Below are 22,207 nucleotides of genomic sequence, written 5' to 3' on the forward strand. Positions count from 1 at the left end.
ATGGAAGCACTCATTACTTCAACTATAACCGTTGCACTGGCAGAAATAGGCGACAAAACGCAATTGCTGAGCCTGTTGTTGGTGGCGCGCTATCGTCAAAAGTGGCCGATTATCGTCGGTATTGTTGCCGCCACACTCATTAACCATTTCATTTCGGCATGGTTCGGGCAATGGTTTGCCGGCTGGCTACCAACGGGCTACGCAAGCATGATCATTGCCGTAAGCTTTATTGCGATTGGGTTATGGGTGCTGGTTCCTGATAAGCTCGAGGATGACGAAGCCGATTGTGGTTGTTATGGGGCACTTTGCGCTACTTTCATACTCTTCTTTTTAGCTGAAATCGGCGACAAAACGCAGGTAGCGACAGTCGTTCTCGGTGCGCAATATGCCAGTGTGATCTGGGTTACGCTTGGCACGACGCTCGGCATGCTTATTGCCAATGTTCCGGTAGTGCTTATGGGTGATAAGCTGATGAAGTATGTGCCGTTGAATGTTGTGCGGTACATTGCCGCCGCAGTTTTCATTATCTTGGGTTTGCTCGGTATATGGTGGAGTAGTTAAATGGCGATCATCTGTAGTGGCGGTGGTATCGTACTTCGTGAAGTGAACATTGACGATGCAGATTTTATTTTCGAACTCTATACTGGCGACGATTTCCGCAAGACGATTGGTGATCGAGGCATTCATTCTCGGCAGCAAGCGGTTGAGTATATTAAAGACAAACTGCAAACGAGTTACGCTTTGCATGGTTTTGGGTTGTGGATACTTGAAGCAAATGGCGAAGCGGACGGAGAGGTGAACGGGGCAGCGATCGGCGTGTGCGGACTGTTGCAGCGTGAGTACCTCCCGCACCCAGACTTAGGTTTTGCATTGTTACCTACACACTACGGCCAAGGCTTTGCCCGTAGGGCGGCAAAGCTAACGCTAAAGTACGCTGCGGAAACTTTACACCTACAAACGGTTTTGGCCATCACCCACCCTGCCAATAGTGCAAGTCAAAGACTCTTGCAAGGTCTTGGCTTCGTCCACGTCGAGGCAACCATTGAACCCGCAACTGGTGAACGGCTACAGACGTTGAGTTTGGATATGACCAAGATGAAGGCTTTCGAATGACCATAACGAACTATGACTGGCTGTTATTTGACGCCGACGAGACACTCTTTTCTTTTGACGCTTATGCTGGCTTGCGCCATTTGTTTGATGAGTATGGCGTCCACTTTACGCAAGCGGATTACACGGATTATCAGCAGCTCAACAAGCCCTTGTGGGACGCCTACCAAGCCGGAACAATCAATGCCAAGCAGCTGCAACGACAACGCTTTGCCAAGTGGGCGGCAACACTTGAAGTCACCGCCGATGAGTTGAATACAGGCTTTATGGCGGCGATGGCCGAAATTTGCCAACCATTAGAGGGTGCACGTTCGCTGTTAGAAAGCGCACGAGCATCGGCAAAAATTGGCATTGTGACCAATGGCTTCACTGAGTTGCAAGAAGCACGGTTACAGCAGACTGGGTTAGGCGATTTGATTGATTTAGTGGTCATTTCGGAACAGGTCGGGGTGGCAAAGCCAGCGCCCGAAATTTTTACTCATGCGTTACAAAAAATGCAACAAAGCGACCGTCAGCGTGTGCTTATGACCGGCGACAATCCACATTCGGATGTCATTGGCGCACAACGCAGTGGCCTGCATGCGTGCTGGTTGAATCATCATGGCGAGCCTTATCCGTTAAATCCGCCACCGCATTATGAAGTACGCTCATTACCAGAGCTTCAGCAAATCTTAACTGGCACCAATTAGCTTACTGGCTTGCTTGATGAGCCAGCGAAACAGGCGTAACTGACTCGGTACGTAGAACAAATATTCTGGGTGCCACTGCACCCCTAGAATCGGACGTTCATCGGTACTTTCAATCGCCTGTGGTATTTCATCAAGGTCATGGGCGACAATCCGCAAATGTTCGCCAACGTCATGCACTGCTTGGTGATGTAAGCTATTTACCCGCAGCTTGCGTTTATGAACGACTTTCGCCAAGTAGCTGTCGCCGCGAACAAACACCTGCTTCGTTGGCAGTAAGCCTGGGCGATTGTAGGTATGTTCGCGCAGGTGACGAATGTCATCGTATAAATTACCACCATGCACCACGTTAATAAGTTGCGCACCACGACAAATGCCGAGCATCGGGAGGCCGTCCCTCAGTGCTTTCTTAATCCAGCGGATCTCGAGGTCATCGCGTTCCGGATCATGTTTCACTTTACCCTGCAGCGTACCGCCGTAGTGCTCCGGTGAAATATCGCTACCACCACCAATAATAAGACCGTGTAGCGGAAGGCCTGAAGGTCGGTGGCGTACGCTGATGCGCTCGACTTCTGCACCACAAAGCCAGAGTGCCAAACGGGTACTCCACCAGCTTGGCGACCATTTTTTTCCAGCGCCCGTGACGCCTATGCGAGGTTTTCTTTGAGCCATTTCGAGACGTGTTCTACCCATGGTTGACGTGCCACTCCCAGCATCGGGCGGTCAGCGGCGAGGAATGCAGCACATAATTCAGCTAAGGCCTTTGGTCTCTGCACCAGTCTCTCAATGGTGCAGTAGATACGCCACTCGTCTGCGAGGGACCAACGCATGTCGTCAATGCGACAATTAGGCAAACGATAGTGGAGGGTTGGCCGTACGTTCACTTTGCCATCGGCAATAACGTTAGCGACGCGCTGCTCATCGAGGTGGGAAAACAACGGCAGCATGTCCAAGGCGCGATTGCGACTAGGATTAGCGCTTAAGTAATCATCAATAAGCTGTGTAATAGTCACTTTGTCGTACTGTAAGATTTGGCGTACGTAGTGCTCCGGATATAAGTCAATATAGGGGCTGAGCTTGCGCGAGGTATTAACGTGATGTTGTTCAACTAACCACCATTGCAACACGGCATAGGCCTGCATGTAGGCGGCGATGGTAGCAGCCTCTAGGTTTGGTAGTTCAGGATTAATATGTGTGCCGTATGCGGCGATGATGGATTCATCGGTGCCTTTTGCTCCCGCTTGGCGCAGCTCGCTGACCAGAGCATCGAGCGAGTCTAATGCGTTGACTGCGATGGGTGGGCAAATCACCTCGACGGGAACGACGATACTGGCGGCTTGGCTCAAAGAGTCGAGCCAGGCTTCGTCATAGGCTTTTTCGCCTTGCTCGGCGGCAATGCGTTGCAAAAACTGCCAATCAATTTCAACTTTGAACTCGCCAAGCTCAGTATCAACCAACCACTTCGCCGCACTTTTTGCGTAAGCGGAACCATTCAATGCACGCGCGACGGCTTCCGCAGTACTAGCGACATCAAGGCTCGAAAACTCAAGCTCAAAGCCAACGCGCCGATAGCTGCCATTGGTGGTTTGCGGCTGCGGGGGTTGGCTAAAAGAAGTTATGTCGCTGATACGTCCTCCTAACTGTCGAGTGCCTCACGAATTTTATCGGCGAGCTCTTGGCGTCGATAGGGCTTACTCAATAACTTTACGCCCGGATCAAGTCGGCCATGGTGGACAATGGCATTCTCAGTGTAGCCTGAAGTAAATAAAACTTTCATGTCAGGGTAGCGTTGTTGCGCTAGCGCTACAAGTTTCGGCCCGTTTAATTCACCGGGCATGACGACGTCGGAGAATAAAAGGTCAAAACTGCTCTTGTCGAGCAGTTGCAATGCTTCATCGCCGGACTGCGCAGGTTGTACCTGATAGCCTAGCTCTTCGAGTTGGCTTATGACGTGCTGTCGAACCAAATCGTCATCTTCAACCACCAGTATGCGTTCGTTGCCACCTTGCTGAATAGCGGTAGACGCATCGGCCGCCACAGCTTCCGAATGACTGAGGCAACGAGGCAAATAGATTTTCACCGTGGTGCCGTGGCTGACTTCTGAATATATTTTTATGTGGCCATGCGATTGTTTTACAAAGCCATAGACCATACTAAGGCCAAGTCCACTGCCCTTGCCGCGCTCCTTGGTGGTAAAGAAAGGCTCAAAGGCTTGACGAATGACTTCGGGTTTCATGCCGCTGCCAGTATCTGAAATGATAATTGCGGTATAGTCCCCAGCTTCGATTTCACCATGAAGCTCGCTGTAGCTGTCGTCGAGCTGCGTATTTCGGGTTTCGATGGTGAGTTTGCCATGGCCGTCCATGGCATCCCGCGCATTAATTGCGAGATTGAGTACTGCGGATTCGAGTTGCGGGGTATCGACCTCGGTCAACCATAAGTTCTCATCCGGCAAATAATCAATCTTGATCCCCTCTGATAACGTTCTTTTTAACAGCGGTAGCATGTTATCGAGTAAGCCGTTTACTTGCGTTGGCTTAGGCTCAAGCGGTTGGCGTCGAGCAAAGGCTAGTAAACGATTGGTAAGTTCGGAGCCGCGCTCGGCGGCGTTGACAGTCATTTCGGCCAACGCGTGCAGTCGGTTGTCTGCAGGTAACTGTTCAGCAATCAACTCGGCATTGCCTAAAATAACCGTGAGTAAGTTATTAAAGTCATGTGCAACACCTCCGGTAAGCTGGCCTACGGCTTCCATTTTCTGTGCTTGGCGGAGCCGCTCGTCGACTTCTATTTGTGCCGTGACATCACGAAAGTAAACAGCAAGACCATCTTTCGAAGGGTACGCATTCACTTCGACCCAATAATCCAAAGGCGCATAAAACTCGGTGAAGCGGGTCGTTTCCTTTTCAGTGACAGCGCGCCGATACTCGCGTTCGAAAACGGTACCTACAGCTTCAGGGAATTTGTCCCAAATGGTATGCCCAAGTAACTCTTGTTCGGTGGTTTGCAATAAGCGTTCGGCCTGATGATTGACAAAAACAAAGCGCCAGTCATGATCGAGCATGAAAAACGCATCACTAATGTGCTCTAAGGTTTCTTTAAGCTGCTGGTTTACCTCAGCAGCCATCGTGCGCGCCTCGACTAGGTCGGTGATGTCCTGAAAGGCTCCGCGCACTGAAATAATATTCCCGTCGGCATCACGCTCGGCTTCACCAATACTGCGCACCCAAAGCTCGCGATTCTTGGCGGTGATGAGTTCAGTTACGATATCGAAAGGCGTGCCATGTTCTAGACAACGTTGAAAAGCTTCTGCGACTTTTGTTCTATATTCAGGCTTGTAAAAGCTAATGGCATCGGCAACTTCGGGAGCAAAACCGGGCTCTTCATCATGAATGGCGGCAGTTTCATCACTCCAAAACAGTTGCGCCGGCGTTATTGTGTAGCGCCACCAGCCTAATTTGGCAAAGCGTCCGGCGAGGCGCGCCAAAGTTGATGCTTGCTCGGCGGTTTGCTCGGCACGCACTTGCGCGGTGACGTCGACGACTGCATGGAGTAGGCATTGTAGCTTGCCTTTTGGATTAAAGATCGGTGAATTAGTGACTTGCCAGAAGCGTTCTACAAAACCGCCACCCTGTTCTGGTGGCCGCGGTATCGGATACCGGACGATGCCCATCGTGTGAGGTTGTTGAGTGGCAATCACACGCTCAATCGACTGCTTTAAACTAGTGGTTCCAGAAACATCTTGGTCGTCGGGATCGTCAGGGAAAGCATCAAAGAGGTATTTGCCGATAATGTCATCAGCAGTCCGCATGGTGGCTTGTAAATACCCTGAACTGGCTGCGACAATTGTGAGCTGCTCTGGCTCAAGAATCATCACTGGCGTGCCTAGGGCATTAAAAATCAGATCAAAATCAACCGCAGAATCCGTCATAGCTGCCTCACATGGGCTGCGACTGGCGATACTCCTTGAGCCAATCAAGTAATTTTTCAGGCGCCATCGGACGTCCAATATAGAAGCCCTGTGCGTAATCGCATCCGGCCTTGGCGAGAATTTCTAAACTGCGTTCGTCTTCTACGCCCTCAGCCGTGATAGTCAATTTAAGGGCTTGTGCCAAGGCTATCAGCGCATCAACAATCTTTGCTGCCTCTTCTGATTTGGCGAGCGGGATAATAAAGTTTTTATCAATTTTTAATTCTGAAAAGGGCTGCCGTACCAACTGCTCCAGTGATGAATAGCCGACACCAAAGTCATCGATCGCCAAAGCAAAGCCTTTTACCCGCAATTGCGTCAACAACTCCAAGGCGCCCGATGGATTTTCTGCGGTACTGGTTTCGGTAATCTCGAGTTTTACGCGGTGTGGCGCCAAACGATGCTTAATACAAAGTGTCGTTAATTCGCTTGGGAATGTGGTGTCGGCAAAGCTGCTGGCAGAGGTGTTGAGCGACAAGGTATAGTCGGTATTGCCAAGGTGATCGGCAAACCAGCGAATGGCACTTGCAAAGACTTGTTGCGTTAGCTCAGCGATGAGTCCTGAGCGCTCGGCCACTCCAACAAAGCGATCGGGCGTAATGATACTGCCGTCTTTGTCATGCCAACGCACAAGCGCCTCAAAGCCTTTTACTGAACGGTCTTGGCAACTAATTTGTGGTTGTAAGTAAGCCACTAAGCGGTGTTCGGCGAGCGCTTCTTTAAGTTGCGCTTCACTGACCTCTTGGGCCTTGCCGTTACTACTGGGTGCATTTGCTGCGGCATCACTGTACTGGTTCAATAATGCGCGCAGAGCGCTGATGCGGAAGGGCTTAGGCAAGACGCCGGCAACCCGCAAGCCACTCTCGTCGGCTGCGGTCTTTGCCGCATTGAGCACCTTTTCACCAAGCCCACTAACGATAATTATGGTGGCGAAGCATTGTTGAGAGGCTAACTGGCGCATTACTTCGACGCCGTCGAGACCTGGCATGGCGAGATCTAAAACAATATGTGTGGGCGCAAAAGAACTAACTTCACTAAAAAAGGTTTCAGCTTGAGTACAGGCTTTGGCTTGATAGCCTGCGGCTTGCGCCATTTCGCGGATGGTCATTCCGACTTGCTGGTCATCATCCAACACCAACAAGCGTCCTAGCGTTAAGGGCATCCTGTATTCCTCAGACATGCATGTTGCGTCATCTGGTGACGCATGACTTTATACGCCTAAGATAGAATATTTTTAAATAAGAAAAAAGCGTTATTTACTGGTCGCCTAAGGCTTCCGCGCAAGCATGTGCTGAAGCCCACGCCCATTGAAAGTTGTAGCCGCCTAACCAACCGGTAACGTCGACGACTTCACCAATGAAGTAAAGTCCAGTCTGCAGCTTACTCGCCATGGTTTTTGAACTCAGTTGATCGGTATCGACGCCGCCTAAGGTAACTTCGGCTGTGCGATAGCCTTCAGTCCCGTTGGGTTGTACGTGCCAGGCATGAAGTTGTTCAGCAACTTGCGCAAGGAGCTCGTTGCTACAGTCGGCGAGATTTTTTTCTGGCCAACCGTGTTGTACAGCCAAGGTAAGTGCAAAACGCTTCGGGAACCAGCTTTGAAGCGCCGTTTTAAGGCCCTGTTTGGGCTTGTCGTGGCGTAACTGCTGAAGTTCATGCAGGGCATCACTACCGGGCAACAAATCGACGGTAAAGGCTTCACCAGGCTGCCAGTAGGATGAAAGTTGCAGCATCGCTGGGCCGCTCAAGCCGCGGTGAGTGAAGAGCATTGCTTCCTTGAAGCTAGCGCGCGCATTACTGGCGACAACATCAAGCGCAAGGCCAGAAAGCTCGCTGTAGGCCTGCTTGGTTTGCTCGTGCAAAGTAAAGGGCACCAGCCCCGCGCGAACAGGGAGAATTCGATGACCAAACTGCTCGGCCAACTGATAGCCCAAAGGGGTTGCACCGAGCTTAGGCATTGACAAGCCGCCACAAGCGACTACCAGCTCCGGGGCGTGTAAGGTACCCTGCGATGTCGTTACGGAATAGACGTTAGCTGCATGACTGACGGCAGTAACTTCTGTGCGCAGCTGCACACGGGCCCCATACTGTGCGCACTCATCAAGCAGCATGCGCACAATGTCCTTGGCAGAATGGTCACAAAACAATTGGCCCAGCGTTTTCTCATGGTAGGCAATGCCGTGCTTCTCGACCAACGCAATGAAATCCCATTGGGTATAACGGCTGAGCGCAGATTTACAAAAGTGTGGATTGTTGCTGAGGTAGTTTTCCGGGCTGGCATACATATTGGTAAAGTTACAGCGGCCACCGCCGGAGATAAGAATTTTTTTGCCAGCCTGCTTGGCATGATCAATAACAATGACTTTCAGCCCACGGGCGGCAGCCTGCCACGCACAATGCAGTCCTGCCGCACCGGCACCAATAATGATCACGTCAAACCTGGCAGCTTCACTCATGCGGTTGGGCCTGCTGCTACAGTGGCGGTGACGTAAATATCAAATCGATGTTTTTTACTGACAACTTGATGGCTTGGGGCTTGTTGCGCAAGGTAATCTGCGTGTTGCGGACGCTTGACGACAACACGTTTGCTGGCAATCCGTAGTGCTGGCGCAAGCAACGCATCGGCATCAAGGTCGCTACCTACCAGCTGTTGAAACATTTGCATGTCTTTTTTTACCGCAGCTTTTTGTTTGCGTTCGCCTTTGGGATACATGGGATCGAGGTAGACCACATCGAAACTATCGTCGCTAAAGGGTTCTAGGTCGGCAGTCGGCGCTAACTGCAGCCGCTGTTGGTAATCCGGTTGCGCTGTATAGAGTCGCTGAAGCGCATCGTTCAATAATTCATAAACCATTGGTTGCCGCTCATTAAGTGTCACCTGGGCACCCAATTGCACTAAAACCCAAGCATCTCGAGCCAAGCCTGCGGTGGCATCAAGAATGCGCGTTGGTTGCCCAGCGCTGGCTTTATTCAGTAGGCATGCGCGGGCAATCGCTTCGTCTTTACGGTTGGCCTGTTGCCCCCGAAAAGCCTGTTTACCGCTTAGAAAGTCGATCACCAATGGCGTCATTTCTGGGTGTTCATGCCAAATCAATCCAAGCCCTTGTGGTGTTTGTTGCAACTGAAAGGCTGTGGTGGTCACGAACCGCGCTCCATATCAACGTGCGGAATGTCGTCTTCAAGGTATTCGGCACTGATCTCACGGAAGCCAAAATCGTGATAAAAGCGTCGTAAATAAACTTGTGCGCCCAAGCGAATCGGCACCTGCGGCGCTTCTTGCTCGCACCATGCGATGGCGCGTTGCATGAGTTCGCGGCCAAGACCTTGGCGGCGCACACTTCCCGCGCTAATAACCCGACCAATGCGGCTGTACGGGGTTTCGTAACTCGGTAAAAACAAGCGTGCGTAGGCCACTACAGCGCCACTCTGGTCGCGCGCAAACAAATGAAAAGCGTGAGTGTCGGCACCGTCGGCATCAAGATACGGACAGGTTTGTTCCACCACGAAAACCGATTGTCGTAATTGTAGTATTTCATAGAGCTCAGTCGTGGTTAGCTCGTCAAAGGACTTGTTAAACCAGGTTATACATGACTTCATGGTGCGACTTTCCGTTTAACCTGCGCAAGCGAAATAACATTGCTCGCTGCGATGTTAGGCGTATAGAGAGCAAGCAATTCGGCGACTTTGGTGCGGCCATCGGCTTTCGGGCTGATAAAGCGCGCAACTTGCAAACTTTGTAGATCAGCATCGGCATACAATAACCGCGTTAGATCCGTATCGTGGTTGCTGATGAGCACTGGGATTTGTCTGCGATGGGCGGCATGAGCGGCACGCCGAGCCAGTTCATGCTGCTGATCCAAACTAAAACCGGTAGTGGCATAGCTGGTAAAGTTTGCCGTAGCGCTGAGCGGGGCATAAGGTGGATCGCAATAGATGACATCACCTTTGCGAGCACGCCGGAAAACTTTTTCAAAACTCATGCAAGTAAAGGTCGCGCGCTGGGCTTTTTCGGCAAACACTTCAATTTCAGCTTGCGGGAAGTAGGGCTTACGATATTGGCCAAACGGCACGTTAAATTTTCCCGACTGATTGTAGCGACAGAGTCCGTTGTAACCATGACGATTAAGGTAGAGAAACAGCAACGCACGCTCATAGGCATCGCCACTGTGGTTGAACGATTTACGCAGAGCGTAATAGGCGTCGGCTGAATTTGTTTTTGCCACAAAGAGCTTACGCGCATCTTTAATAAAGGTTTGTGGGCGGCGCTTGATAAAATTAAAGAGGGCAATCAGATCTGGATTGACGTCATTCAATACATAGTTTGGATAGTCTGTATTAAGAAATACTGAACCGGCACCGACAAAAGGCTCGACGAGTTTATTGCCGTCAGGAAGGAGCGCCGTGATTGGCTCTACTAGATTATATTTGCCGCCCGCCCATTTAAGAAAGGCGCGATGTTTTTTCTTCACGGTCGTGGTCCAAGCTTATCGAGATGATTCGGTCATGGCAGCGATGGCCGACCACACTGACGGCCAATCGGTCACCGTACGGAGCTCAGCTGCGCCAATGCCCGTTGGCAGTACTAGCCGTAGCTCACCTGCTTGCACCTTTTTATCACGATACATACGTTGTTGCCACTGTACTTCGGACAGACGAGGGGCGCGTGTGGGCAGCGCAAAAGCTTGCAGTAATACCTCTATCCGTTCGACTGCTGTAGCACTTAATTGATCTTGCTGGCGCATGTACTCAGCGGCAATCATGGTGCCGGCAGCAACGGCTTCACCGTGTCGCCACGTGGCATAATGTTCCGCCTCGATGGCGTGGCCAAAGGTATGTCCCAAGTTGAGCAGCGCACGCAAGCCTTGTTCACGTTCGTCTTGGGCAACAATATCAGCCTTAATTTGACAAGAACGTTGAATGGCGTAGTTGAGTGCCTGCGCATCACGTGCATTAAGCTTCTGTTGGTTTGCTTCGAGCCAAGCAAAGAAGTCAGCATCATAAATGATGCCATACTTCACCACCTCGGCAAGGCCACAGGCGTAGTCACGCTGTTCAAGCGTAGCTAGGCAATCGGTACTGATGATGACGCTTTGCGGCTGATAAAACGCGCCAATCAGATTCTTTCCGCCGGGATGGTTGATGGCCGTTTTACCGCCAACGGATGAATCAACTTGCGCGAGCAAGGTCGTCGGTAGTTGGTAAAAGTCCACTCCGCGCTGGTAGGTTGCGGCCACAAAGCCAGCAATATCGCCAACGACGCCGCCGCCTAGGGCAATAATTGCGCAGTCGCGATTGAAACTATGGGCGATGAGTGAATCCATGATTTCGCCGTAAGTTGTCAGGCTTTTGGCATGCTCACCGTCGGCAATTTCGTGCACCAAAACGTCGTGTTGAGGGCCGAGTTGATCGCGTACGTTTGCCAAATAATGTGCAGCTACCACTGCGTTGGTAACGATGCAGAGTTGTTTGGGCAGGTTTGGAAGAAGTTGTGGCAACTGTTGGAACAGTTGCCGACCGACGTAAATTGGATAACTGCGGTCTGCAAGCCCAACACGAATGCGAGATAAATGCCCTTGGTGAGGCGCTTGCTTAACCGTCATGTGTAGCTCCGTCGTTAGAGGCCTACTTGCTCAATAATTTTGTCGACGACAAACTTAGCACTTTGCTCATCGGTGCGAACCACCACATCAGCGATTTCTTCGTAGAGCGGGTTGCGTTGCTCGGCCAGTCCTTCAAGTACTGCGCGTGGGTCATCAGCCTCAGCAATGAGTGGGCGACGCTTATCACGTTGCGTACGCGCTAACTGTTTTTCGATTGGCGTTTGTAGATACACTACAATACCGCGCGCCGATAAGCGATTGCGGCTTTCTTTGCTGAGAATTGAGCCACCACCTGTGGCGAGAACTATACCCGTGTTTTCGGTTAGTTCTTCGATAACTTTTTCTTCACGCGCACGAAAACCTTCTTCGCCTTCGAGCTCAAAGACCCAAGCGATATCGGCACCGGTGCGGCGTTCGATTTCTGCGTCGGAGTCGAAAAATTCGAGGTGAAGTTGTCGAGCTAACTGTCGACCGATGGTGCTTTTGCCGGCCCCCATAGGACCTACTAAGAAAATGTTACGTTTTTCAGCCATATCTTTGCTTTACATCACTCGTTTAATAGCTGTGACTCACGGAATCCGGAGTGTCTGTTTGACCTTCCTTAACCCAACCAAAAAGAGGCGGGATTATCGCAAGTCACAGCCATTTAAGCAAGGATTACGGCGTAGACATTACAATACGAGGCGTTACAAAGATAAGCAATTCACGCTTTTCGTTGATTTGACTGTCGCTACGGAACAGTACGCCAACGTATGGAATATCACCTAAAACAGGTACCTTGGTAATATCGTTAAGTATTTGCTGTTGGTAAATGCCACCTAGAACGATGGTTTCACCATTCTCCACCAGAACCTGAGTGCCAATTTCTTGCGTATCAATCGATACTGCAGGGCCTGTTGGCGTGGATACGGTCTCACCACGGGTGTTCTGCGTAATCACCAAATCCATAATAACGCGATTATCAGGGGTGATTTGTGGCGTCACCTCAAGTCCAAGAACAGCCTTTTTGAACTGTACCGACGTTGCGCCTGAAGAGGCACTTTCGACGTAAGGAATTTCGGTACCTTGCTCGATATAGGCTTTCTTCTGGTTCGCTGTGGTGATGCGTGGACTTGCGATAACTTCACCTTTGTTCTCACGTTCTAAAGCGGAGAGTTCAAGATCAAGAATTCGACCGTCAGCAAGCTTAGCAATCTGGAAGCCAATCGTCGCAGCAGGGTTTGATACCGGCAAATTGACGTTCAAATCCGTCGCTGTATTGGTATCTGAACCCCACAGGTCAGGTCCGCCGGCATTTTCATTGCCGAGGCCCCAGTTGATACCAAGCTCGTCACTAATGTTGTCACGTACCGTCACCATTCGAGCTTCGATCACCACTTGCTTGACCGCGACATCCAAGGTTTTGACCATGGATTCGACTTCTTCAATTTGGCGTGGGGTATCACGCACTAACAAGGTGTTGGTCCGCTCGTCAACGGTAACTGCGCCACGTTCTGAAAGCAGATCTGAGCTCTCAGTGCGTAAAATTGCAGCGATGTCAGCCGCTTTTGCATAGTTGATTTGGATGTAGGTACTCTCCAAAGGTGCAAGCTGCGATAAACGTTGCTTCGCTTCTAACTCTTGTGCTTCACGCTCGGCAAGCTCATCGGCAGGCGCGACAATGAGAATATTACCGTCCATACGTTTGGACAGACCTTTAACGCGCAGAATGGTCGTGAGTGCACGTTCCCAAGGTACATTCTCGAGGCGCAAGGTGATGTTACCGGTCACTGACTCACTAGCGACCAAGTTGAGGTCGTTTTCATTCGCCAAGATTTGTAATAATTGACGAACCGGCACGTTTTGGAAGTTCAGTGAAATAGGACGTTGTGAGCCATCATCGACAACAACTTCCATCGGCTCTTCAAATTTCAGGTTCAATGATCCGTCGATCTGCTCAAGTTGATGACGGAACGCCGATTTTCCAGTGATGGTAATAACCGCGTCGTTGCCTTCACGGAAGGTTTCAATGTGGGCAATTGGCGTCGCGAATTGACTAACGTCCAATACGTACAGCAGGTCATCATCGATGTCGGTGTCAAACAGCGTCACCTCAAGTCGATTGCCGCGCACGCGGGCTTCATGGTCAATGCCCTCGTCGCTCAATTTCACGCGCAATAACGCGACGTCTTCAGGTAAGCGCGTAAAATCAATATCAGTGATGCGCTGTCCAGCTTCACTCACCGAGTTCGTTTGCGCCGTTGAAGTGGTCACTACTGCAGGTTGTGGCTCCGCCTCGTACTGTTCGGGCGCTTCGGTTACTGGCGCTGGTTCAGGCTCGGTAACTTCGCTACTGGGTTCGGTGGTGGCGACAGCCGCAGTTTGTTGTGCGCTAGCCTCATCGCTTTCAACAAACACCAGCACCATCACGCCTTCATAGCGGCTCATTAAATGCTCAAGAGGTTGCGTCGTTTCAACGCGCAATAGGGTATCTTCTCGTTGTTGTTCAACTGAAACATTGCGCAGCAACGGGTGATCAGCAAGTTGTTGAATTCCATTGCCCAATTCATTGGCAGTGCCCATCAGTAAAAACTCATGAACTAAGGGGTTATCACTACGTCGAACAACCGGCGCCTTCACCGCCTCATTGAAATGAACTTCCAAGTTGAAGCGATCATTTGCCAATGGAATTTGTTCGATACGTACTAGCTCGTTAGCGCTAGCCAACATCGGCAGCAGCAGTGTGAGCATCAAGAAGCGAATAGCGTACGTCATAGATCTGAACTCCCTTGTGTACCCGGTAGGCGCAGTGCGGTATCTCGTTGTTGCCAACAGCCATCACCGGCTGGAACCCATTCAGTTATCATTATAAAGTCTGGGGTGATTTGTGTAATTTGGCCTAAATTAAGGCCCATATATGCGCCCGTCGCAAGGCGATAAAGGCGCCCTTGGTTGGTGCTAACTAATGCGACCCGACCTTCGCTGTTGGTGTTCATGGTGCCGACCAACGTGAACTGGTCCAAACCGAGAGACTCAAGCTCTTCTCGCTCGCGTTCAAGGTTGGGCTGTGGACACCCCGCGGTATTTTGTCCAGGTTCAGGTGCATTTAATGGAGCTGGCTCAAAAGGATTACGGAAATTAGTACCCGTGTAACCTACGCGCTCCAGCTCCGGCATTTCCGGCAGCGGTGGGGCACTTGGCACTGAACTTGACTTCACTTGTTCAGTGAATGCGACCAAGTCCTGTTGGCCCGCTTGGCTGCAGGCTGTTAATAGCGTTGCTGTACAAAACATGAGGGTCAATCGTTTCATCATTGTTCAGCCCTCAAGGTTTTTTGACGATAGGTTTCGGCGGTAATATTCAAGCGAAGCGCTTCACCGAAATCACCGGCCTGTAGGGTGAAATCTTTAACATTGATAATGCGATGTAAGCCGGCAATTTGACCAATAAAGTCACCGATTTGATGGTATTGACCGCTCAGGTCGATACGAATTGGCAAGGCCGTATAAAATTCACGCGGCTGCGCCTGAAGCCATTCAATGCGATCAAACTCGAGGCCACTGCGCGTGCCAACCAAAGTAATATCATCAAGTAGCCGAGCCGTTTCGTCGTCTGACGGCAACATGTCGAGCAAGACTTCAAGATCTTTATTCAACTGCGCTAATTGCTCGCGGTAAACCGGTAAGTTAACAGCAGTTTGGTATTTGATTCGGTAATCATCTTTCAACTGTTGCTCTTTAGCTTGCTCGCGTTTGTAGGCGTCCCACTCATCTGAAAGTAAAAAGTGATACGCCAAGCCCAAGCAGACAAGAACAAGCAGGAGCAACGCGCCAAAGCGGAATGGCGCTGGCCAAAATGGCATTTCATTGATATCTAATTCGCGTAGGTTCATCGATTTACTCATGATGCACCCCCATCTGCAGGCGTTGCTTCAACACTAGGTTTACGAATCGATACACTTAGCGAGAACGCACTGTAACGCGTAGGACCTTCGGTCTCTCCGTCGTCTGACGAGATCTCTCGTAACACAGGGTTAGTGAAGGTATCTGATTCTGTCATGGCGCGTAAGAATTCGGACACGCGATTGTTAGACACTGAGCGACCGCGCATGCTGAGCTGATTCCCGCGTTTTTCGATCTGTAAAATATGCACGCCATCTGGGACCTTCTCAGATAACTCGTTAATGACCCGAATGGCAGTGTTACGATCTTGGTGCAAGGACTGAATCAGCTTCATGCGATTCACGATATCGTCTTTCTTTTTATTGATATCTTGAATTTCGGCAATTTGCGCGTCGAGAATCGTGATTTGTGACGACAAGAATTGATTACGCGCACGTTGTTGTTGTTGATAGTCCTGAATAACTTTGTAGGCAATGAACACCAACAAAGCAGCGATCGCTAGCGCGATAAACGCTTGGATACCAAACTTTTGTTTTGCGCGTTGGCGTGCAATATCACGCCATGGGAGTAGGTTTACGTGTGCCATTCTGTGAAGCTCCGTAACGCTAATCCCAAAGCCTCAACAAAGCGAGGTCCGTGGGCTTCTAAGTGTTGATATTTACTTGGTAGTGGAAAGTGCTCAAACGGATTCAAGCTAATGACTGGGTACTCCACTTGTTCACCGAGCATATTCGCGATCATGGGTAGCATGGCGCCACTGTTAACCAAGACAATACCAGCGAAATCCTTCTTCGTTGCATTACTGCGATAGATTTGCATGCCACGACTTATTTGTGACCATAAATTGCCAAGAAAGTCTTGCAACACTAAGGGAGAAAACTCCTCGGTTTCGTCAGCACGTAATTTAGCGAACAACTCGCCATGGTCTAACTCGCCTTCGTTATCAAGTGCGCCAAGTAATGCTCCAAGGCCACCACTTTGATAGCGCGTGTACATGACTTCGCCGCCACCGATAACAATCATTTGCACCGCAGCACCACTTATATCCAGAACTAACAAAGGCAATTTGTTGTCATACAAATCGGGATACAAATGCGGCATAACATGGTCACAAGCACGCAGAATAGCTTGATTGTCGACATCCATAATGCGTACTTTAAAGCCTGCTTCTTCAAGGGCCTGTACGCGGGAGTCGACACTCATGGTACGCGTTGCGGTAACGAGAACACGCTGCTGACCAGGCATGGTCGGGTGTTCACCAAGGCTTTCGAAGTCATAGCGTACTTCCGCCAGCGGGTAGGGAATCAACGCTTCTGCTTCGGTTTCGATTTTCTCGGAAATGGCATCGTCATCGAGCTCAAGTGCTACCGCGATTTGCTTTGAAATCGCTTGGCTGCCTGAAACCGAACTTACAACGTCGAGTGCACGCGTGCCCAGAGCCTTTTTGGTTTGCTTCAGCGCCCGTGCAACTTTGTCGATGTCTGTAATTTCATCGTCGGTGATGAGATTTTTCGGCAGCTGAGATTCGGCGACCCGAATAATTTCATAGGTGTCACCTTGTGGTACAATCTCTACCGCTTTTATCGCATCAGTTCCGATATCGATGCCTAGACCAGGTTTTTTACCTAGACCAAACAGCCCCATAATGTTCTCCCAACGGGAATTGTAAATGGCTTGTAGTTTATTGTTTTTCTTGCCACTTGCTGCGCACGACAGAAAGGTAAGAGTTTCGTAAAGAGCATAGCAGTTTTTTCACTATGCATAGGAATCTTTACTTTCCTTTCTATAATAGGCAGCAAGAGATAGCAACTAGTTGCAACATCTATTGCAATGTAAATAACTCTTTATAAGATAGCACTAGATCCAAAAAAGGATAAATTTGTGAAATTCCTTAAGTGGTTATTGTATAGCCTAATTATTGCATTTGTACTAGGAACGTTAACGGTTGGCGGTTTATACCTGTATTACCAAGACGAAATGCCGACCGTGGCAGAAATCCGCGAAGTGCGTTTACAAACACCTATGCAAGTGTACTCTGCAGACGGTGAAGTCATTGCGCAATTCGGTGAGATTCGACGTATTCCGGTGGCTCTGGAGGACGTACCTCAACCGCTTATTGATGCTTTTCTAGCCACTGAAGATAACCGCTTCTATGACCATTTCGGTATTGACCCTATTGGGGTAGCGCGTGCTTTTTTCCAACTGGTAACGACCGGTGATATACAAAGCGGCGGTAGTACGATCACGCAGCAGCTTGCGCGAAATGTTTACCTTACTTTAGAGCAAACCTGGACTCGAAAAATAAAAGAAGCATTCATTGCGCTGCACATCGAACGTCATCTTGAAAAAGATGAAATTCTTGAACTTTATTTGAATAAGATCACGTTTGGTCATCGTGCGCACGGCGTTGGCGCCGCAGCGCAGGTCTATTATGGCAAAGAACTCCATGAACTAACCCTCGCCGAGATGGCGATGATCGCGGGTCTACCAAAAGCGCCTTCGACGATGAACCCAATCTCGCGTCCAGATCGAGCGCGGGATCGACGTGCTGTGGTTCTTGGGCGTATGCTCGCAGAAGAAAAAATCACTCAAGCCGATTATCAAGCGGCATTGTCGGCACCCATTAAAACCAAAGTGCATGGCGCTGAGGTTACGATGGCGGCGCCTTACTTAGCTGAAATGGTGCGTGCCGAGATGGTCAAGCGCTATGGTGAAGATGTTGCTTACAATAGTGGCTTAAAGGTTTACACCACCGCAAGTGCAAAGCAGCAACGCGCGGCGCAACGGGCGGTTCAGCACAATTTACATGGTTATGACGAGCGGCACGGTTACCGTGGCGTTGAAGCACAACTTTGGCAAGCAGGTGATGAACAACCTACCCGCGACGAGTTGTTGGAACGTTTAGCTGCATTTGAAACGATAGGCCTGACCCGCCCGGCGGTGGCGCTGACAACCACAGAACAAGAAGCTTCGTTGCTGTTTGCCGATGGTCAAGAAGTGGTCCTGCCTTGGTCTGGCATGGCATGGGCACGCCCCTTTATGAACCAAGAACGGCAAGGGCAAGCCCCCGAAACAGTAAGTGATATTTTTGCACCTGGGGCGGTCGTACGGGTACGTCTAACGCCACAAGGCTGGCGGCTCGCACAAATCCCTGAGCCCAGTGCTGCATTAGTAGCGTTGCGTCCGAATGATGGTGGCATCGCTGCTGCGGTAGGCGGCTATAGCTTCGCAGTGAGCCAGTTCAATCGCGCGGTGCAAGCTGAACGCCAAGTCGGTTCAAATATTAAGCCGTTCATCTATTCCGCAGCGTTAGAAAATGGCTTTACCCTTTCAACGTTGGTCAATGATGCCCCGATCAACCAGTGGAACCCTGGCAGTGGTATTGCGTGGCGACCACGCAACTCACCTGATGTGTATGAAGGACCCATTCGCGTTCGTGAAGCGTTGGCAAAATCAAAGAACGTTGTTTCGGTGCGCCTGCTGCGTGCGATGGGTGTCGATACCGTCGTCAATTACCTGACCAAGTTTGGTTTCGATTACGATGAGTTACCGCGTAACGAATCGTTGTCGCTGGGTTCAGCGTCAATGACCCCGTTGGAAGTCGCGCGCGGTTATGCGGTCTTTGCCAATGGTGGATACTTAGTTGAACCCTACTTTATTGAGCGTATTGTCAATGCCGAAGAGCAAGTGATTTATCAAGCACGGCCGAAAGTGGCATGCGTTGAGTGTGAACCAGTGGAGCGTGAGGTTTTGGCTGCGCCACAGGGCATTACTGAGCAAAACGCTTTCTTGGTGACCCAAGCAATGAACTCCGCGGTGTGGGGTGGCGGCAGTTGGGCCCATAAAACCGGTTGGAATGGTACCGCGTGGCGTATTCAACGCTCTGAAGCCATCAACGATAAAGCGGGTCGCAATGTGGCTGGTAAAACCGGTACGACGAACGATGTCAAAGATACGTGGTTTTCTGGTTTTGTTAGTGGCTTGGTGGCGACCGGTTGGGTAGGCTTTGATAGCTTGGATCGTGCCCTTGGCAGCACCACCATGAACAGTAACCTTGATAGTAGTGAACAGCCGATCTCCGGAACAGAAGCTGGCGCTAAGACCGCTTTGCCAATGTGGATTGATTTTATGGAGATTGCGGTAGCGGAGGTTGCAGCTGAACCCTTTGATGTGCCGCCTGGTCTGGTCTCGGCGCGGATTGATCTGGCCACGGGTAAGTTAAGTCGTGCGAGTGATTATACGACCCGCTTTGAGTACTTTATTCCCGGGACGGCACCTACCGAGTACGCGGATTCCAAGTCGTCGCCAACAGTGTTTGGTGACGACGACTCGATCTTCTAGCGTTACACCTTTTTACTCAGGCGGCTAAGCAACTGATTGAGATCAGATTGTACTCCGCCTGCAGTGACTTCTTTACCGGCCCCTGGACCACTAATAACAAGTGGCATTTCGTGGTACCAGTCGGTGTAGATCACGAAGATATTCTCGCCCGGGATCAAGTTGGCCAGCATGTCGCCTTCAGGAATGTACTCAATACCTACGCGTGCACGCACGCTGTCATTGTCCTGCACCGCAAAGCTGGCGAGCAAACGGGGTACCTTGCCGGTTTTCTGAGCGTCCTGATAAAGATCTTGCATGCCATCATCCAGTTCAGGCAAGCGTTGCATAAACTCATCGAGGGGAATATCCGCAAGGTGCTCGGGCAGTAGGCTATCGACATCGATATCTTTCCAATCCAAGCGCAGGCCGATCTCGCGAGCCAAGATCAGTAGCTTGCGAATAATATCTTGGCATGACAAGTCTTCACGCGGGTCAGGCTCGCTTAAACCGCGTTCTTTCGCCTCTCGCACTAAGTCACTGAACTTCACTTCGGCGTTAAAGTTTTCAAACAACCACGACATGGTGCCCGAGAAGATCCCTGAGATACTACGAATAGTATCGCCAGAGTTACGTAAATCATTCAGCGCATAGTTCAACGGTAAGCCTGCGCCTACCGTAGTGTTGTAATACCATTCACGTTCGTATTCTCGTTGAATGGTGCGAATTTCGTTGTACTGGCTCTCGGTCGATGCCCCAGCGCGTTTATTGGCACTGACAATGTGCAGACCATTGGCGAAGAAACTTGGATACAACTGTGCGACCGCAATGGCATCGGTGAGATCGAGCATAACTAGCTCGTCGTAGGGCGCATTGGGGAGCTCTGGAATGAGTTGACTCATTTCATAGGGGCGCGCTAAGCGGGCAAAATTGTCCTGCCAATCGGTCAGATCTAAACCGTTATAGTCCAGCCACATTTGGGTTGAGTTCAGAATGCCGATAATCCGTACATCCATTTGTTCGTTAATGCGCTCCCGCAAACGGCGGTACAACGCTAACCAAGCACTACCAATGTTACCGCGGCCGACGACCAGCACACCAAGGCTGCGACGATGGTTGAACAGCTGGCTGTGGATACGGTTGAGCAAACGGTTATCGAGCTTTTGTTCGAGAATAGCGACGACCGCATTGTTATCAGGGGTCAGTGCTAAGCGACGTAAAGCTTGTTCGCTGGTTTCTTGTTTGAACGTGGCAAATTGTTCGGTTTCTTGAATGCGATTACCCACTAAGGCCAGCATCGAGTAGCCAGTGAGCTTGCTGGCACTGTTTTTGACGTCTTGCTGCTCGAGCCAAGTTTCCATGAACTCAAGATGGTTCTGGTGGTACGCATAGTAAGCGTGGTGTTGCTCAACTTCATTCCAGCTGATCAATGGCGTTAGATCTAAGTCCTCAAAAGCCTCCACAAGTTTGGCGTCGCGTAAATCCACGCGAAACAGCACCACTTCGGAGAGTGCGGTAAGGACTTTACCGGTTGGCTCGGTATCTTCGTACTGGCCAATGCGGGTCTGTTGATTCTCGACTTTTAAGCTGGAACGCACGGCAATCACCATACGCTCGCGATTCACTGGTTGGAAGGTACGCGGGTGCAACACGGGGCTGCCCAAGCGTGCCAGTTCTTCCGCTTCGCGCCAGTCTAAAATCGGTAGACTTACGACCCGTTCCACTTTGCGTGGGTCGGCAGAATAAACGCCGGCGACGTCCTTCCAAATGGTGACTTGCTTGGCATCGATAAGGCTACCGACAAGGGTGGCCGAATAATCACTGCCGTTGCGTCCTAGAATGAGCGAACGGCCATTAGGATCGGCGCAAATAAAGCCCGTTACAATAAAGCGCGTGCCGGCATGCGGGGCAATGCGGTTAAGCAGCCCGTTGCGCGAAACTTCGGTGCGAATCAGGGGTTCCGGGGCGTCATCAGCGACCAAGAAGCTGCGCGCATCGATAGCATCAGCTTGTGTACCTTGCTGCTGCAGCAGCGCAGCAAGTAGGCGCGCAGACCATAGTTCGCCATAGGATAAAAGTTCTGGGCGATTGTTGATAACTTCGTTACCCGCAAGCCAATTCCACCAGCGGCTAAAGTCCTGGCGTGATGCTTCAAGCATGCGCTCCTGCTGGGCACCGCTCAACAACTCAGTGATCAGGCCCTGCTGATATTTTTCGAGCTGTTTTAGTAAAACTTCGGGCATACCCAGATCGTCGGCGTCGGCAGCACTTTGTTTGGCATCAATGATTGCCAGAATGCGATTGGTGGTATCACCTGCCGCCGAAACCACGACGAGGTCACTGGCGCCCGCATATTCGGTAACGATACGCGCGACGCGGCGATAGCAGTAGGCATCAGCAAGGCTGCTGCCACCAAATTTATGTACTTGAACTTGTTCAGCAACCGCTTGAACTTGCGCGTCAGAAACCTCTAATTGCATGATGCGTCTGCGTTCTCCAATAAAAGAGTGAAAAGTGGCGATTATACGACCGCACTTGCCTACGTTAAAGAGCTCTTAATGGTACTTTTACGCAAGGGTAGCAGATCACAGCCGTATAGACAGCTAAGCGTATAAAGTTGACTGTACCGCAGACACTAGTACAATT

The 22,207-nt window shown here is 50.6% G+C and carries 20 protein-coding genes; 4 read left to right on the forward strand and 16 right to left on the reverse strand.

Annotated elements, in window-relative coordinates; genetic code table 11:
• Genes CWI70_RS09450 through yjjG form a run of 3 tightly spaced genes read left to right on the forward strand, consistent with a single transcriptional unit; the run spans position 1 to position 1,799 of the window.
• Positions 1 to 561 (forward strand): TMEM165/GDT1 family protein, encoded by a 561-nt coding sequence (locus CWI70_RS09450; protein WP_126773038.1) that lies wholly within the window; start codon positions 1 to 3, stop codon positions 559 to 561.
• Positions 562 to 1,113, forward strand: a complete 552-nt coding sequence (locus CWI70_RS09455; RefSeq protein WP_126773041.1) for a GNAT family N-acetyltransferase — start codon at positions 562 to 564, stop codon at positions 1,111 to 1,113.
• Positions 1,110 to 1,799 (forward strand): pyrimidine 5'-nucleotidase, encoded by a 690-nt coding sequence (gene yjjG, locus CWI70_RS09460; RefSeq protein WP_126773043.1) that lies wholly within the window; start codon positions 1,110 to 1,112, stop codon positions 1,797 to 1,799. The genes CWI70_RS09455 and yjjG overlap by 4 nt, the downstream gene beginning before the upstream one ends.
• Here the strand turns inward: yjjG and CWI70_RS09465 are convergent.
• The 15 genes from CWI70_RS09465 to pilM all read right to left on the reverse strand — a co-directional run bounded on the left by CWI70_RS09465 (position 1,782) and on the right by pilM (position 16,888).
• Positions 1,782 to 2,468 (reverse strand): gamma-glutamyl-gamma-aminobutyrate hydrolase family protein, encoded by a 687-nt coding sequence (locus CWI70_RS09465; protein WP_126773045.1) that lies wholly within the window; start codon positions 2,466 to 2,468, stop codon positions 1,782 to 1,784. The two genes, yjjG and CWI70_RS09465, sit on opposite strands and share 18 nt — an antisense overlap.
• On the reverse strand, positions 2,444 to 3,424 hold the full coding sequence (locus CWI70_RS09470) for an amidoligase family protein (RefSeq protein WP_126773048.1): 981 nt from the start codon (positions 3,422 to 3,424) through the stop codon (positions 2,444 to 2,446). The genes CWI70_RS09465 and CWI70_RS09470 overlap by 25 nt, the downstream gene beginning before the upstream one ends.
• A gap of 8 nt (positions 3,425 to 3,432) precedes the next feature.
• Positions 3,433 to 5,724 (reverse strand): PAS domain-containing hybrid sensor histidine kinase/response regulator, encoded by a 2,292-nt coding sequence (locus CWI70_RS09475; RefSeq protein WP_126773051.1) that lies wholly within the window; start codon positions 5,722 to 5,724, stop codon positions 3,433 to 3,435.
• 7 nt (positions 5,725 to 5,731) lie between these two features.
• Positions 5,732 to 6,925 (reverse strand): EAL domain-containing response regulator, encoded by a 1,194-nt coding sequence (locus tag CWI70_RS09480; protein ID WP_198677692.1) that lies wholly within the window; start codon positions 6,923 to 6,925, stop codon positions 5,732 to 5,734.
• 94 nt (positions 6,926 to 7,019) lie between these two features.
• The gene (locus CWI70_RS09485) at positions 7,020 to 8,219 is read right to left on the reverse strand and encodes a BaiN/RdsA family NAD(P)/FAD-dependent oxidoreductase (protein WP_126773056.1); all 1,200 of its coding nucleotides are present in this window, start codon (positions 8,217 to 8,219) and stop codon (positions 7,020 to 7,022) included.
• Positions 8,216 to 8,905 carry a class I SAM-dependent methyltransferase gene (locus tag CWI70_RS09490; RefSeq protein ID WP_126773059.1) on the reverse strand — a complete coding sequence of 230 codons (690 nt, stop codon included), beginning with the start codon at positions 8,903 to 8,905 and terminating at the stop codon, positions 8,216 to 8,218. The genes CWI70_RS09485 and CWI70_RS09490 overlap by 4 nt, the downstream gene beginning before the upstream one ends.
• Entirely contained in the window at positions 8,902 to 9,360 is a 459-nt protein-coding gene (locus CWI70_RS09495) for a GNAT family N-acetyltransferase (protein WP_241967875.1), read from the reverse strand. The genes CWI70_RS09490 and CWI70_RS09495 overlap by 4 nt, the downstream gene beginning before the upstream one ends.
• The gene (locus CWI70_RS09500) at positions 9,357 to 10,232 is read right to left on the reverse strand and encodes a Dam family site-specific DNA-(adenine-N6)-methyltransferase (protein WP_126773062.1); all 876 of its coding nucleotides are present in this window, start codon (positions 10,230 to 10,232) and stop codon (positions 9,357 to 9,359) included. The genes CWI70_RS09495 and CWI70_RS09500 overlap by 4 nt, the downstream gene beginning before the upstream one ends.
• Before the next feature lie 15 nt (positions 10,233 to 10,247).
• A complete protein-coding gene (aroB, locus tag CWI70_RS09505) occupies positions 10,248 to 11,363 on the reverse strand; it encodes a 3-dehydroquinate synthase (protein WP_126773065.1) in 1,116 nt (371 codons plus the stop codon).
• Between the two features lie 14 nt (positions 11,364 to 11,377).
• Positions 11,378 to 11,896 (reverse strand): shikimate kinase AroK, encoded by a 519-nt coding sequence (aroK, locus tag CWI70_RS09510; protein WP_126773067.1) that lies wholly within the window; start codon positions 11,894 to 11,896, stop codon positions 11,378 to 11,380.
• Between the two features lie 124 nt (positions 11,897 to 12,020).
• Complete coding sequence (locus tag CWI70_RS09515) at positions 12,021 to 14,117, reverse strand: type IV pilus secretin PilQ (RefSeq protein ID WP_241967876.1); 2,097 nt, start codon at positions 14,115 to 14,117, stop codon at positions 12,021 to 12,023.
• Entirely contained in the window at positions 14,114 to 14,656 is a 543-nt protein-coding gene (locus CWI70_RS09520) for a pilus assembly protein PilP (RefSeq protein WP_126773070.1), read from the reverse strand. The genes CWI70_RS09515 and CWI70_RS09520 overlap by 4 nt, the downstream gene beginning before the upstream one ends.
• A complete protein-coding gene (locus CWI70_RS09525) occupies positions 14,653 to 15,246 on the reverse strand; it encodes a type IV pilus inner membrane component PilO (protein ID WP_126773073.1) in 594 nt (197 codons plus the stop codon). The genes CWI70_RS09520 and CWI70_RS09525 overlap by 4 nt, the downstream gene beginning before the upstream one ends.
• The gene (locus tag CWI70_RS09530) at positions 15,243 to 15,830 is read right to left on the reverse strand and encodes a PilN domain-containing protein (protein WP_126773075.1); all 588 of its coding nucleotides are present in this window, start codon (positions 15,828 to 15,830) and stop codon (positions 15,243 to 15,245) included. The genes CWI70_RS09525 and CWI70_RS09530 overlap by 4 nt, the downstream gene beginning before the upstream one ends.
• Positions 15,818 to 16,888 (reverse strand): type IV pilus biogenesis protein PilM, encoded by a 1,071-nt coding sequence (gene pilM, locus CWI70_RS09535; RefSeq protein WP_126773078.1) that lies wholly within the window; start codon positions 16,886 to 16,888, stop codon positions 15,818 to 15,820. The genes CWI70_RS09530 and pilM overlap by 13 nt, the downstream gene beginning before the upstream one ends.
• Positions 16,889 to 17,125: 237 nt before the next feature.
• Here pilM and CWI70_RS09540 point away from each other — a divergent pair, with 237 nt between their 5' ends.
• Complete coding sequence (locus CWI70_RS09540; RefSeq protein ID WP_126773081.1) at positions 17,126 to 19,585, forward strand: penicillin-binding protein 1A; 2,460 nt, start codon at positions 17,126 to 17,128, stop codon at positions 19,583 to 19,585.
• 2 nt (positions 19,586 to 19,587) lie between these two features.
• Here the strand turns inward: CWI70_RS09540 and metL are convergent, their stop codons facing one another.
• Positions 19,588 to 22,041 (reverse strand): bifunctional aspartate kinase/homoserine dehydrogenase II, encoded by a 2,454-nt coding sequence (metL, locus tag CWI70_RS09545; protein WP_198677693.1) that lies wholly within the window; start codon positions 22,039 to 22,041, stop codon positions 19,588 to 19,590.
• Positions 22,042 to 22,207 lie beyond the last annotated feature (166 nt).

It is taken from the genome of Pseudidiomarina homiensis, from assembly GCF_003987225.1.
GTDB classification, from domain to species: domain Bacteria; phylum Pseudomonadota; class Gammaproteobacteria; order Enterobacterales; family Alteromonadaceae; genus Pseudidiomarina; species Pseudidiomarina homiensis.

Coding starts and splice junctions, on each gene's coding strand:
- yjjG (WP_126773043.1), top strand. CDS start 1,110: ATGACCATAACGAACTATGACTGGCTGTTATTTGACGCCGACGAGACA.
- CWI70_RS09520 (WP_126773070.1), bottom strand. CDS start 14,656: ATGATGAAACGATTGACCCTCATGTTTTGTACAGCAACGCTATTAACA.
- metL (WP_198677693.1), bottom strand. CDS start 22,041: ATGCAATTAGAGGTTTCTGACGCGCAAGTTCAAGCGGTTGCTGAACAA.
- CWI70_RS09530 (WP_126773075.1), bottom strand. CDS start 15,830: ATGGCACACGTAAACCTACTCCCATGGCGTGATATTGCACGCCAACGC.
- pilM (WP_126773078.1), bottom strand. CDS start 16,888: ATGGGGCTGTTTGGTCTAGGTAAAAAACCTGGTCTAGGCATCGATATC.
- CWI70_RS09465 (WP_126773045.1), bottom strand. CDS start 2,468: ATGGCTCAAAGAAAACCTCGCATAGGCGTCACGGGCGCTGGAAAAAAA.
- aroB (WP_126773065.1), bottom strand. CDS start 11,363: ATGACGGTTAAGCAAGCGCCTCACCAAGGGCATTTATCTCGCATTCGT.
- CWI70_RS09455 (WP_126773041.1), top strand. CDS start 562: ATGGCGATCATCTGTAGTGGCGGTGGTATCGTACTTCGTGAAGTGAAC.
- CWI70_RS09485 (WP_126773056.1), bottom strand. CDS start 8,219: ATGAGTGAAGCTGCCAGGTTTGACGTGATCATTATTGGTGCCGGTGCG.
- CWI70_RS09495 (WP_241967875.1), bottom strand. CDS start 9,360: ATGAAGTCATGTATAACCTGGTTTAACAAGTCCTTTGACGAGCTAACC.
- CWI70_RS09515 (WP_241967876.1), bottom strand. CDS start 14,117: ATGACGTACGCTATTCGCTTCTTGATGCTCACACTGCTGCTGCCGATG.
- CWI70_RS09475 (WP_126773051.1), bottom strand. CDS start 5,724: ATGACGGATTCTGCGGTTGATTTTGATCTGATTTTTAATGCCCTAGGC.
- CWI70_RS09480 (WP_198677692.1), bottom strand. CDS start 6,925: ATGCCCTTAACGCTAGGACGCTTGTTGGTGTTGGATGATGACCAGCAA.
- aroK (WP_126773067.1), bottom strand. CDS start 11,896: ATGGCTGAAAAACGTAACATTTTCTTAGTAGGTCCTATGGGGGCCGGC.
- CWI70_RS09450 (WP_126773038.1), top strand. CDS start 1: ATGGAAGCACTCATTACTTCAACTATAACCGTTGCACTGGCAGAAATA.
- CWI70_RS09525 (WP_126773073.1), bottom strand. CDS start 15,246: ATGAGTAAATCGATGAACCTACGCGAATTAGATATCAATGAAATGCCA.